The organism is Faecalibacterium sp. Marseille-Q4137, assembly GCF_017377535.1.
Classification (GTDB): Bacteria; Bacillota; Clostridia; order Oscillospirales; family Ruminococcaceae; genus Faecalibacterium; species Faecalibacterium duncaniae.
Genome location: NZ_JAFREK010000002.1, coordinates 114,701 through 127,330, shown reverse-complemented (window position 1 = coordinate 127,330; position 12,630 = coordinate 114,701). Strand labels below are relative to the sequence as shown.

Sequence of the window (12,630 nt, the reverse complement as noted above, 5' to 3'; positions counted from 1 at the left end):
GAGTGGCTGGTTTTCCAGCAAAGAGAGTGGTACCACGGGTGCTCTGTTAGAAAAATGACAGGCCCTCGTCTCTCAAGGCTTATCGCCTTGGAGACGAGGGCCTTTTACTTTAATTGTAGGATCTGGAGGAAACGAGAATGATGGACGCAACCAAGTACGCACCGGGATATTACCCTGTCCCCGCCGGTTATGACAGCTGGGTGAAGAAGGATCACATTGAAAAGGCCCCGGCCTGGTGCAGTGTGGATCTGCGCGACGGCAATCAGGCCCTGATCGTGCCCATGAGCCTGGAGGAAAAACTGGAGTTCTTCCAGATGCTGGTAAAGATCGGCTTCAAGGAGATCGAGGTGGGTTTCCCCGCCGCCAGCGATACCGAGTACGAGTTCCTGCGCACCCTGATTGAGAAAAACATGATCCCGGAGGACGTGACCGTGCAGGTGCTGACCCAGTGCCGCGACCACATCATCCGCAAGACCTTCGAGGCCGTCAAGGGTGCTCCCCGCGCAGTCATCCACTTCTATAATTCCACCTCCGTGGCCCAGCGCGAGCAGGTGTTCCACAAGAGCAGGGAAGAGATCAAGAAGATCGCCACCGACGGCGCAAAGCTGGTCAAACAGCTGAGCCAGGAGTACGAGGGCAACTTCCTGTTTGAGTACAGCCCCGAGAGCTTTACCGGCACCGAGGTGGACTATGCTGTGGAGGTCTGCAACGCAGTGCTGGACATCATGCAGCCCACCCCTGACCGCCCCATGATCATCAACCTGCCCGTCACGGTGGAAATGAGTATGCCCCATGTCTACGCCAACCAGATCGAGTATTGCGACAAGCACCTCAAGTACCGCGACAGTGTGATCATCTCTACCCATCCCCACAACGACCGCGGCACCGGTGTTGCCTGCGCCGAAATGGCCGTTCTGGCCGGTGCCCAGCGCGTGGAGTGCTGCCTGTTCGGCAACGGTGAGCGCACCGGCAACGTGGATGCCGTGACTCTGGCTATGAATCTGTACAGCCACGGCGTAGACCCCAGGCTGGACTTTTCCGATATGCCCGCCATCTGCGCTGCCTACGAGCGCGTGACCCGGATGCACATCTACGAGCGCACCCCCTACGCCGGTCAGCTGGTGTTTGCAGCCTTCTCGGGCAGCCATCAGGATGCCATTGCAAAGGGCATGGCCTACCGCAAGGAGCGGGGCGAGCACCGCTGGACCTGCCCCTACATCCCCATCGACCCCCACGATATCGGCCGCACCTATGATGCCGATGTCATCCGCATCAACAGCCAGAGCGGCAAGGGCGGCATCGGCTTTGTGCTGGAGCAGAACTACGGTTATAATCTGCCCCCCAAGATGCGCGAGGTGCTGGGCTACAAGGTCAAGAGCGTGTCCGACCACAGCCACAAGGAGCTGAGTGCAGGCGAGGTGCTCCGCATCTTCGAGGAGAGTTTCCTCAACCGTGAAAAGCCCCTTCGTGTGGTGGAGGCCCACTTTGCACAGGTCAACGGCATTACCGCCACGGTCACCCTGGATCTGAACGGTCAGCGCAAGGTGGTCACTTCGGTGGGCAATGGTCGTCTGGATGCTGTGGCCAACGCCATCCAGAGCGCCACCGGGATGGACTTCCATCTGGAAAGCTACTCGGAGCACAGCCTGGACGAGGGCAGCACCTCCCGCGCGGCTTCTTATGTGGGCCTTGCCTGGGGCGATGGCAGCGTGACCTGGGGTGCCGGCACCGACACGGACATCATCGTCGCCGGCATCAGGGCGCTGGTTTCGGCAATTAACAGTAAATGATGAACGGATACTCTGTTCAACCTCTCCGTCAATGCTAACGCATTGCCACCTCTCCTAGTAGGAGAGGCCTTGGCAAAGAGGCAAGGCTTTACGCAATGCCAAGGGCTCCCCTACTAGGGGAGCTGTCGAGCGAATGCGAGACTGAGAGGTTGTACGAAGGACAGCGTGACCATGGAAAATAAAAGGAGAGAGTATTATGGGAATGACTCTGACGCAAAAAATTCTGGCCGCACATGCGGGTTTGCCGGAGGTCAAGGCAGGCCAGCTCATCAATGCCAAGCTCGATATCGTGCTGGGCAACGATATCACCACCCCGGTCGCCATCAACGAGTTTGAGAAGGCAGGCTTTGACGGCGTGTTCGACAAGGAGCACATTGCCATCGTGCTGGATCACTTCGTCCCCAATAAGGACATCAAGAGCGCAACCCAGTCCAAGCAGTGCCGCGAGTTTGCCAACAAGTATGATATCCTCAACTTCTACGATGTGGGTCAGATGGGTGTTGAGCACGCCCTCCTGCCCGAAAAAGGCATCGTGACCGCCGGTGACTGCATCATCGGTGCCGACAGCCACACCTGCACCTACGGTGCACTGGGCGCATTCTCCACCGGTGTGGGCTCCACCGATATGGCCGCCGGTATGGCCACCGGCATGGCATGGTTCAAGGTACCCTCTGCCATCAAGTTTGTACTCAAGGGAAAGTTCAGCCCCTGCGTATCCGGCAAGGACCTGATCCTGCACATCATCGGCATGATCGGTGTGGACGGCGCACTGTACAAGTCCATGGAATTCACCGGCCCGGGCGTGGCTTCCCTGACCATGGAGGATCGCCTCTGCGTCTGCAACATGGCCATTGAGGCCGGTGCCAAGAACGGCATCTTCCCTGTGGACGAGGTCACCAGAGCGTATCTGAACGGCCGCAGCCAGCGCACCCCGGTCTACTACGAGGCTGACCCGGATGCCGAATACGAAAAGACCATCGAGATCGACCTGGACAAGCTGGAGCCCACGGTCAGCTACCCTCATCTGCCGGAGAACACCCACCCCGCCAGCGAAGGAAAGGACATCCGGATCGATCAGGTGGTCATCGGCAGCTGCACCAATGGCCGTCTGGAGGATATGGAGGCCGCTTACAACATCCTCAAGGGCAGACACATTGCCAAGGGCGTGCGGGGCATCATCATCCCGGCCACCATGGCGGTTTATAAGGAGTGCATCCTGCGCGGCTGGACCGAAGCCTTTATTGATGCGGGCTGCATCGTGTCCACCCCCACCTGCGGCCCCTGCCTGGGCGGCTACATGGGCATCCTGGCCGAGGGGGAGCGCTGTGTCTCCACCACCAACCGCAACTTTGTGGGCCGCATGGGCCATGTCAAGAGTGAAGTCTATCTGGCAAGCCCGGCCACTGCCGCAGCCAGCGCCCTGACCGGCTATATCACCGACCCCCGCACGGTCTGATCGAAAAGGAGAAACAACGATGAACGCAAAAGGTTCTGTTTTCAAATACCCGGATAACGTGGATACCGATGTCATCATTCCGGCCCGCCACCTGAACACCCAGGACCCCAAGGAGCTGGCCAGCCACTGCATGGAGGATATCGACAAGGACTTTGTCCGGAACATCAGGGACGGCGATGTTATGGTGGGCGGCTGGAACTTCGGCTGCGGCTCCTCCCGTGAGCACGCCCCCGTGGCCATCAAGGCCGCGGGCATCTCGGTGGTCATTGCCAAGAGCTTTGCCCGTATCTTCTACCGCAACAGCATCAACATCGGCCTGCCCATCATGGAGTGCCCCGAGGCTGTGGATGCCATCAGCGCAGGGGATACCGTCAGCGTGGATTTTACTACCGGCCTCATCACCGATGAGACCACCGGCAAGACCTTCCAGGCGGAACCCTTCCCGCCGTTTATCCAGAAGATCATTGCCGACGGTGGCCTGATGAAGTCCATCAAAAATAAGAAGTAAGGAGCTTTCCCATGGAAAAAAACATTGCTGTCATCTGGGGCGACTGCTCCAGCCCCGAGATCGTGAAACAGACCATCCGGGTGCTTGATAAGGTGGCTGAAAAGTACGGCCACACCTTCCACTATACCGATGCCGCCATGGGCGGTGAAGCCATTGACAAGTACGGCGACCCGCTGCCTCAGCACGAGCTGGACAAGTGCCTTGCTGCCGACAGTGTCCTGCTGGGTGCCGTGGGCGGCCCCAAGTGGGAGGGCCTGCCCGGTGAGCAGCGCCCGGAAAAGGGTCTGCTGCGCCTGCGCGCGGGCATGGGCCTGTACTCCAACAACCGCCCCGCCAAGATCTGGCCCCAGCTGGCCCCGGCCAGCCCCCTGAAGCCTGAGATCGTGGCACAGGGCATTGACTTCATCATCGTGCGGGAGCTGATCGGCGGTGTGTACTTCGGCAAGCACGAGACCCACACCCTCGAGGACGGCGAGAAGCAGGCCATCGACTCCATGCCCTACTCTGAGCACGAGATCGAGCGCATCGGCCGCATCGGCTTCGAGACTGCCCAGAAACGCCGCAAAAAGCTCTGCTGTGTGGATAAGGCCAACGTGCTGGACACCAGCCGCCTGTGGCGCAGTGTGATGCACCGCCTGCAGGCCGAGTACCCGGACGTGGAGTACAGCGAGATGTTCGTGGACAACTGCGCCATGCAGATCGTAAAGAACCCCGCGCAGTTCGATGTCATCGTCACTGAGAATATGTTCGGCGATATCCTCTCCGATGAGGCCTCCATGATCACCGGCTCCATCGGCATGATCCCGTCCTCCTCTCTGGGTGATGGCACCCGGGGCCTGTACGAGCCCATTCACGGCTCGGCCCCCGACATTGCGGGCAGGGATATCGTCAACCCCACCGCCTGCATCCTCTCTGCCGCCATGATGCTGCGCTACTCCTTTGGCATGACTGAGGAAGCCGATGCCATTGAGAATGCTGTGAACAAGGTGCTGGACAAGGGCCTGCGCACGGCAGACAACATGAGCGAAGGCTGCACCTGCCTGGGCTGCACCGCCATGGGTGATGCGATTTTGGCCGAGATCTGATCTGAAATGAATCGCCCTCTCCGTCAGCGTGAACGCGCTGCCACCTCTCCCGAAGGGGGAGCTGGCAAGGCCTGCGGCCTTGACTGAGAGGGCATTTTCGTTCTCCCAAAAACAAAAATGCAAACTTTTTGCAAATTCCTCTTGCAATTTGCATCCGAAGCGTGTATAATCTCCCTTGCACGAAAATGCAAATTGATTGCAATTTACTGCAATGAAGCACATTACAGTTGTTTTTGGAGTATCAAATGGAATTGTTTCTGGATGTTCTGGGCGAATCTCTGGTGGACACCGCCAAGATGCTGCCCTTCCTGTTTTTGGCCTATCTGTTCATTGAATATGTGGAGAACCGCCACGGCGAGCGCATCGAAGCCATCCTGGCGGGGGGCGGGCGCTGGGGCTCTGTTCCGGCGGCACTGCTGGGCTGTGTGCCCCAGTGCGGTTTCTCTGCCATTGCGTCCAATTTCTATGCGTCCCGGGTCATCAGCCTGGGCACATTGATGGCCGTGTTCCTCGCCACCAGCGATGAAGCGGTTCCGCTGCTGGTCTCCATGCCTGCTTACTGGGAGAAGCTGGTGCTGCTCATGGTCATCAAGGTGGTGTACGCCATTGCGGTGGGCCTGGTGCTGGATTTTGTCCTGCGGGGCGTTCTGCCCAGGAGCCTGCGGGGCGGCTATACCGGCAGCGTCGATGAGATCGACTGCCACGAGGAGCACAGCGATGAGGAGGGCAAGCCTGCCCCCATCTGGAAAGCCGCCCTTCGCCACACGCTGGAGATCTTCGTGTTCATCTTTGTGTTCAGTCTGGTGTTCGGCCTCATTGTGGAGGGCGTGGGCGAGGATGTCTTTGCCGACGCTCTGGGCCGGATGGGCTTCTTCCAGCCGGTGGTGGCCGCACTGGTGGGGCTGATCCCCAACTGTGCCGCCAGCGTCCTGCTGACCCAGCTCTATGTGGAGGGAGCCCTCCGCTTTTCCAGTCTGGTGGCAGGTCTGTGCACCGGCGCGGGCGTGGGCCTGGCCGTTCTCTGGCGGGCAAACCCCTCCTGGAAGCAGAACCTCTTTATCACCGGCCTGACCTGGGCTGCCGGTGCGGCTGTGGGTGTTGGGATCCAGATCGTAGTAGCCATTTTCGGTTAAAGTAAAATATTCAGTCAAAACGCCGTTTCGGGATATCCCGGAGCGGCGTTTTGTGTTATACTAGACAGTATCAAAACGATAAAATGGCTCACCCTCTCCGTCATCGCTTGCGCGATGCCACCTCCCCCAAAGTGGGAGGTCTTGACAGTCTTTGGGAAGTTTCCGATTATGTCAAAAGCTCTCCCTTTGGGAGAGCTGGACGCGAAGCGGCCTGAGAGGGTGAGGATGCTGAAATAGGAGCAACTATGCAATATAAACTTCTGGCAAGCGATTTCGACAATACCCTTGTTCCCTTTGGTGAGCCCTGCCCCCGCCCGGCGGTGGTCAGGGCCGTGAAAAAGATGCAGGCCGCAGGCGGAAAATTCGTGCTGAGCACTGGCCGCGGCTACTGCGCGATCAACAAGCAGCAGCTGGGCGGCATCCGGTTCGACTACGCCATCACCAACAACGGAGCCTGCGTGGTGGACAGGGACGGCGCGATCATCGCCGAGCACCCGATGACCAATGAGGAAATGTACGCACTGGTGGATTTCTGCGAGGATTACAACTACCCCCTGCAGTTCAATTTCCGGGATGGCTACTATGCCTACTGCGAATACGAGAGCCTCCGGGATTTCTACGCCCAGCTGAGCGGCAGCGGCCTGACCTGCAAGGACGGCGAGGATCAGGACCGCCATCTCATCGATATGCCCCATGCCGCCTTTGCCTGCCTGCCCGATGAGGCGCTGGAGGCGTTCAACCGGAAGTACGGCCACCTGAACCTCCGTTTTATGATGGTGGGTGCTGTGCGTGAGGGCAGCTGGCACTGCTATGATATCGTCCGGGAGGGCATTGATAAGGGGGTGGGTCTGGCTGACCTGTGTGAAACCGTGGGTCTGACACTGGCCGATGCCGTTTCGGCGGGCGATTCCGCCAATGATGTGGGAATGCTGAAGGCGGCGGGACTGGGCTGCTGCATGGCCAACGGTTCGGACGATGCCAAGGAAGCCGCAGACCGCATCATCGGGGATGTGCGGGAGGACGGCCTTGCCGCCCTCATTGAGGAGCTGTGGTTCAACGGCCCCCGTGCGGAGCCCTCGGGCCATGAACTTGGCTCCCCCTGGGGCCAGATGGAAGCTGCGGAGGAAAAGCAGTGAGCTTTGCACCGGTCTACAACGAGCACAGCCGGGCGCTGATCCTGGGCACCTGGCCCAGCCCCAAGAGCCGGGAAATGTCCTTCTACTACGGCCACCCGCAAAACCGCTTCTGGCCCATGCTGGCGGCCCTGACCGGGGAGCCTGTGCCTGCCCGGGAGGACATCGAAGCGAAGAAGCAGATCATCCTGCGCCATGGGCTGGCCCTGTGGGATACGCTGGAAAGCTGTACCATCACCGGCGCGTCGGATGCGTCCATCCGGGATGTGGTGCCCAATGATATTGCCGGTCTGCTGGCAAAAGCGCCCATTGAGGCTGTTTTTTGCAATGGGGCTACGGCATATAAGATCTATACAAAGTATCTCGAGCCGGTCAGCGGCATTCCGGCGGTCAGGCTGCCCAGCACCAGCCCCGCCAATGCTGCCTGCAGGCCGGAGAAGCTGCTGGAAATCTGGAAGAAAGAATTGTCGAACTGGATTCTGCCTTGAATGCCGCGCGGACTTACCCGATCTGCCAGGGGCTCCCCTATGAGGGGAGCTGGCGTGCAAGCGCCTGAGAGGTTTGACATTTCGATTTCAAACCTGTAAATAATTCGTGAAACGCTTGCGCCCCGCTGGAAAAGGATTTATTATGGAAGATACAGGGGGCGCAGCTCCCGGAAAAGGAGGAACCCATGAGCAAGATCATTCGCACCCGGAAGCCCAGCGTCCTGCCGTACTACGCGGCGGCGCTGGCATTTGTGGTGCTGTGCGCTGTGCTTCCGGTCTATCGGCTGTGGGCACTGCTGGCGGCGCTGGGCGCGGCTGTGCTGGCCTTTGCCGGGGCCAAAAAGATCTGCCCACCCCGGGTGGTGGAGACGGAAGTGCCTTTCCATACCGGTGTGGACGATGTGGATGCCATGCTGACCGAGATGCAGCAGCAGCTGGACACCCTCCACGCCCTGAACGAAGCCCTGCCGGACCCGCAGCTCTCCGCCGCCATGACTCGGATGGAAAAGGCAGGCCGCTCCATTGTGGAAACGGTGGAAGCAACTCCCGCCAAGGCAAAGCAGGTGCGGCGGTTCGCCAATTACTATCTGCCCGATGCCGTGAACGTGCTGCAGCAGTACGCCAAGCTGGCAAAGCAGGGGGTGCGGGGCGAGAATGCCGCCTCCATCCGCGCGGAGGTGGAGCACAACGCAGCCTCCATTGCCACGGCATTTGAAAATCAGCTGGATGCCCTGTATGCTGCCGAGAGCATGGACCTCTCGGCAGACCTGACCGTTTTGCAGAATATGCTGAAAGGGCAGGGATTGTAACAACCCTCTCAGTCAAAGCCTGACGGCTTTGCCAGCTCCCCCGAAGGGGGAGCCCTTGGCAAACCGGTTAGAAAATAGCGCACGCCGATAGGCGGCAGGCGCTGTCGTAATTGGAAAGGATGGAATCAACAATGGCTGACAACAACACTCTGAACTTCGATCTCGATGCTCCTGCAGTGCCCACCCTGACGCTGGACCCCACCCCGGAGGCCGCGGAGGAGAAAAAGCCTGAGCCCGCCCCGGCGGCCCAGCAGCCGGAGGTGCAGCTGACCCCCGAGGAGCAGGCAATGGTGGATTCCTTTGCGGAAAAGATCGATATCACCAACAGCCAGCAGGTGCTGCAGTATGGCTCCGCCTGCCAGAAGAAGATCGGCGATTTCTCCGAGGCTGCTCTGGCCAAGGTGTCCACCAAGGATCTGGGCGAGGTGGGCGATATGATCACCAACCTCATCGGGGAGCTGAAGAGCTTTGATGCCAATGAGGAGCAGCAGAAGGGCATTCTGGGCTTCTTCAAAAAGAAGGGCAATGAGCTGGACAACCTGAAGACCAAGTACAACAAGGCCGAGACCAACGTGGAGAACATCCAGTCCATGCTGGAGGGCCATCAGGTGCAGCTGCTGAAAGACATCGCCATGCTGGATAAGATGTACGAGCTGAACATGGCCTACTTCAAGGAGCTGAGCATGTATATCCTGGCCGGCAAGAAAAAGCTGGCCGAGGTCCGTGCAAACGAGTTGCAGCAGGCCATGGACAAGGCCAGGCAGTCCGGCCTGCCCGAGGATGCTCAGGCCGCCCGTGATCTGGCAGACCAGTGCGAGCGCTTTGAGAAAAAGCTGTACGATCTGGAGCTGACCCGGAACATCAGCCTGCAGATGGGCCCCCAGATCCGCCTGCTGCAGAACAACAACACCATGATGGCTGAGAAGATCCAGTCCACCATCGTCAACACCATCCCGCTGTGGAAGAACCAGATGGTGCTGGCGCTGGGTCTGGCTCACACGCAGAAGGCCATGCAGGCCGAGCGTGCCGTTACTGACATGACCAACGACCTGCTCAAGAAGAATGCCGATGCCCTCAAGATGGGCACCATCGAGACCGCCAAGGAGAGCCAGCGCGGCGTGGTGGATATCGAGACCCTGCAGCAGACCAACAAGAGCCTGATCGAGACCCTGGACGAGCTGAACAAGATCCAGACCGAGGGCCGCGCAAAGCGTGTGGCTGCCGAGCAGGAGCTGACCCGCATCGAGGACGAGCTGAAACAGAAGATGATGGAGATCCGGAGCTGAAATGGCAAACGCTGATTTTTCCAGAGAACAGAATCAAACGCCCGGCGGCTTTGACAGCGGTAGCTACCGTGAGGCAAAGCACCCGGACACTGAGGCAGTGCGCCTGACCCCCTTGCAGCAGAAGCTGGCCGGGCTGGAAAAGGCGCTGCCCGCCGCACTGGCAAAGCAGGGCACAGCCCTTGTGCTGAGCGTGGTGGTGATGCTGGCGGCGTTCGTGGGCTTTGGCGGTGCCAAGGTCAGGGGGAAGTATAACGAGGCCCGCCAGTGGTTCACCACCGGCGTTTCGGCCGACAACGGCTATGCCCTGAGCGAGGAGCTGACCACCCGTGCCAACACGGCGGCAAATATCATCACCACCGGCGCAAACACGCTGGGGGCTGACAGCGCCGAGGTGCAGGCCGCACAGGCAGCGCTGGATGATTTCTCTGCCTGCCTGGAAGCAATGCAGAACGGCAGCAAAAAGCAGTCCCTGACCTCGCTGCCCTATTATCAGGGCAGTGCCATGCACGCCCTCTGTCAGGCCAATGAGGCTTTGGGCACTGTGATCGACCAGCTCTATGCAAAAATGCAGGAGCAGGCCGCTGACCCCATGAAGATGGGGGCAGTGCAGGGCCAGTACGGCCAGTTCAACAGCGCAGACACCATCATTGGTAATCTGCAGTACAATGATGCAGTGTATGAGTATCAGAACGATGTCGGTGGCTTCCCGGCCAGTATGCTGGGCAGGCTGTTCGGCGTACAGGAGGTGGAACCCTTCGCATGAAAACGATGAAACGATTTGCCGCCCGCATCTGCGCCCTGTTCGTGGTGCTGACCGTCAGCCTGACGGCTTTGGTGCCCGCCGCCTTTGCGGCCACCAAGGCCCAGCTGCCCGATCTGCCCAGCAGTCAGTGCGTGGTGGATGATGCCAACATCCTGAGCAGCAGCACCAAAACGGCCATTGAGAACCTGAATGCACAGCTCACCCAGCAGTGCGAGGGTGCACAGATCGGCGTATTGACTGTGGATTATACGGGAAGTTTATCCACGGAGGATTACGCCGTGCAGGCCGCCAACACCTGGGGGCTGGGCAGCTCCAGCAAAAACAACGGTGTGCTGATCCTGCTGGTCATGCAGTCCCAGCAGTACGCCGATGGCGACTATTACCTTGCCACCGGTGACGGCTTCCGCAATACCACGCTGGAAAAGCAGGCCAGCGCCATTGCCCAGACCATGGAGGATTCCTTCGCGGCGGGCGATTATGACGCGGCTGTGACCACCTGTGCCAACAATGTGGCCAGCACCATTGCCGATCTCTACGGTGTGACCCTGAGCGGGACCACCGGCACGGTCAGCAATGGCAATACGGATGGTTATAACAACGGAAATGATTACTATGAGGCCCCGGCAGCATCCTATCAGTCGCCCTTCCTCACCCTTCTGGCAGTGGTGATCGTGGTGTTTGCCCTGACCTCCATCTTCGGCGGCATCCGGCGCGGCTTTGGCGGCGGCGGGTTTGGCCCCTTCTTCGGTTTCGGGCTGGGCTACGGCTTGGGCAGCAGACGGCGGCGCAGACCTCCGTATGATGATTGGGGCCCCGGCGGCCCCCGTGGCCCGCGCGGGCCCAGACCGCCCCGCGGCGGCGGGCCGCGTCCTCCCCGTGGGGGCGGCGGCTTCGGCGGTGGTTCCTTTGGCGGCGGCATGGGCGGCGGACGCTCCGGCGGCAGCTTTGGCGGGGGCGGCAGCTTCCACGCAGGCGGCGGCTCCTTCCATGGCGGCGGCGGTGGCCGCGGGCGGTAATATCTGAGTAAACAAAAAGTGGGCGGTTCGTGTGAACCGTCCACTTTTTGTTGATTCAGATTTACTTCGTGCCGTAGATGCGGTCGCCGGCATCGCCCAGGCCGGGAACGATGTAGCCGTTCTCGTTCAGGTGGTCGTCCTTAGCGCCCAGGTAGATGTCAACATCGGGGTGAGCCTTGTGCAGGGCCTCAATGCCTTCCGGAGCAGCGATCAGACCGATGAACTTGATGCGCTTTGCGCCGTGCTTCTTGATCTGGGTAATGGCATCAATGGCGCTGCCGCCGGTTGCCAGCATGGGGTCCAGAACCAGAACGTCACGCTCGGCGATATCCTGGGGCAGCTTGCAGAAGTATTCCACGGGCTGCAGGGTCTCCTCGTTGCGGTACAGGCCGATGAAGCCGACCTTTGCAGCGGGCAGCAGGGTCAGCATACCGTCCAGCATACCCATGCCTGCACGCAGGATGGGCACCAGAGCCAGCTTGCGGCCTGCCAGCACCTTGGTCTTTGCCATGGTGATGGGGGTCTCGATCTCGACCTCCTCCATGGGCAGGTCACGGGTGGCCTCGTAGCACAGCAGGGTTGCGATCTCGCCGACCAGATCACGGAACTCCTTGGTACCGGTCTGCTTGTTGCGCAGGATGCTCAGCTTGTGCTGCAGCAGGGGATGCTCAACGATCATAGGGGTCATAAATACACGCTCCTTTTTATGTTTATCGGGTTTCGATTGCCATCAGTTTTGCAATGCGCTTTTCGTGGCGGCCGCCCTCAAACGGGGTGTTCAGGAACAGATCCACCAGCTGGCAGGCAAGGCCGGGGCCGACAACGCGGCCGCCCATGCACAGGGCGTTGGCATCGTTGTGGCGGCGGGTGTACTCGCAGCTGAAGCTGTCGGAGCAGCAGCAGGCGCGGATGCCCTTGACCTTGTTGGCGGCCATGCTGATGCCGACACCGGTGCCGCAGAACAGCAGGGCTTTGTCGCACTGGCCGCTGACCACAGCGTCACAGGCAGGCAGTGCCATATCGGGGTAATCCACGCTGGCAGTGCTGTGGGTGCCAAAGTCGATATACTCCAGCCCCAGCTCGTCCAGATGAGCCTTGACGGCTTCCTTCAGTTCAAAACCGCCATGGTCGGCGGCAAGCGCAATGGGTTTTGCCATGAGAAA

At 59.9% G+C, this 12,630-nt stretch carries 13 protein-coding genes and 1 other annotated feature (1 of these 14 running past the window's edge); of the genes, 11 read left to right on the top strand and 2 right to left on the bottom strand.

Going from position 1 to position 12,630, the window contains the following annotated elements; genetic code table 11:
• Positions 1–76, top strand: a binding site (T-box leader) (it extends 180 nt beyond the left edge of the window).
• Between the two features lie 61 nt (positions 77–137).
• The 11 genes from J3353_RS01650 (at position 138) to J3353_RS01600 (ending at position 11,467) form a co-directional block, all read left to right on the top strand.
• Entirely contained in the window at positions 138–1,790 is a 1,653-nt protein-coding gene (locus tag J3353_RS01650) for a 2-isopropylmalate synthase (protein WP_207683960.1), read from the top strand.
• 196 nt (positions 1,791–1,986) lie between these two features.
• Positions 1,987–3,246, top strand: a complete 1,260-nt coding sequence (gene leuC, locus J3353_RS01645) for a 3-isopropylmalate dehydratase large subunit (RefSeq protein ID WP_097773499.1) — start codon at positions 1,987–1,989, stop codon at positions 3,244–3,246.
• A 19-nt stretch (positions 3,247–3,265) separates the two neighbouring features.
• Positions 3,266–3,754, top strand: coding sequence for a 3-isopropylmalate dehydratase small subunit (gene leuD, locus J3353_RS01640; protein WP_207683959.1), 489 nt, complete (start codon positions 3,266–3,268; stop codon positions 3,752–3,754).
• Positions 3,755–3,765: 11 nt separating this feature from the next.
• Positions 3,766–4,839, top strand: coding sequence for a 3-isopropylmalate dehydrogenase (leuB, locus tag J3353_RS01635; RefSeq protein ID WP_207683958.1), 1,074 nt, complete (start codon positions 3,766–3,768; stop codon positions 4,837–4,839).
• Positions 4,840–5,084: 245 nt separating this feature from the next.
• The gene (locus J3353_RS01630) at positions 5,085–5,972 is read left to right on the top strand and encodes a putative manganese transporter (RefSeq protein WP_207683957.1); all 888 of its coding nucleotides are present in this window, start codon (positions 5,085–5,087) and stop codon (positions 5,970–5,972) included.
• Between the two features lie 245 nt (positions 5,973–6,217).
• Positions 6,218–7,108, top strand: coding sequence for a Cof-type HAD-IIB family hydrolase (locus J3353_RS01625; protein WP_207683956.1), 891 nt, complete (start codon positions 6,218–6,220; stop codon positions 7,106–7,108).
• Positions 7,105–7,593 (top strand): DNA-deoxyinosine glycosylase, encoded by a 489-nt coding sequence (locus tag J3353_RS01620; RefSeq protein WP_207683955.1) that lies wholly within the window; start codon positions 7,105–7,107, stop codon positions 7,591–7,593. Before J3353_RS01625 ends, J3353_RS01620 begins: the two co-directional genes overlap by 4 nt.
• Before the next feature lie 185 nt (positions 7,594–7,778).
• Entirely contained in the window at positions 7,779–8,402 is a 624-nt protein-coding gene (locus J3353_RS01615; RefSeq protein WP_097770456.1) for a 5-bromo-4-chloroindolyl phosphate hydrolysis family protein, read from the top strand.
• A 131-nt stretch (positions 8,403–8,533) separates the two neighbouring features.
• A complete protein-coding gene (locus J3353_RS01610; RefSeq protein ID WP_207683954.1) occupies positions 8,534–9,688 on the top strand; it encodes a toxic anion resistance protein in 1,155 nt (384 codons plus the stop codon).
• A gap of 1 nt (position 9,689) precedes the next feature.
• The gene (locus J3353_RS01605; RefSeq protein WP_207683953.1) at positions 9,690–10,451 is read left to right on the top strand and encodes a LemA; all 762 of its coding nucleotides are present in this window, start codon (positions 9,690–9,692) and stop codon (positions 10,449–10,451) included.
• Positions 10,448–11,467: a YgcG family protein gene (locus J3353_RS01600; RefSeq protein WP_098924618.1), complete on the top strand. Its 1,020-nt coding sequence runs from the start codon at positions 10,448–10,450 to the stop codon at positions 11,465–11,467. Before J3353_RS01605 ends, J3353_RS01600 begins: the two co-directional genes overlap by 4 nt.
• Before the next feature lie 61 nt (positions 11,468–11,528).
• On the opposite strand, the gene upp is transcribed toward J3353_RS01600, so the two are convergent.
• Positions 11,529–12,155 carry a uracil phosphoribosyltransferase gene (gene upp, locus J3353_RS01595; RefSeq protein ID WP_035393712.1) on the bottom strand — a complete coding sequence of 209 codons (627 nt, stop codon included), beginning with the start codon at positions 12,153–12,155 and terminating at the stop codon, positions 11,529–11,531.
• 22 nt (positions 12,156–12,177) lie between these two features.
• A complete protein-coding gene (gene rpiB / locus J3353_RS01590; RefSeq protein WP_005931511.1) occupies positions 12,178–12,624 on the bottom strand; it encodes a ribose 5-phosphate isomerase B in 447 nt (148 codons plus the stop codon).
• Positions 12,625–12,630 lie beyond the last annotated feature (6 nt).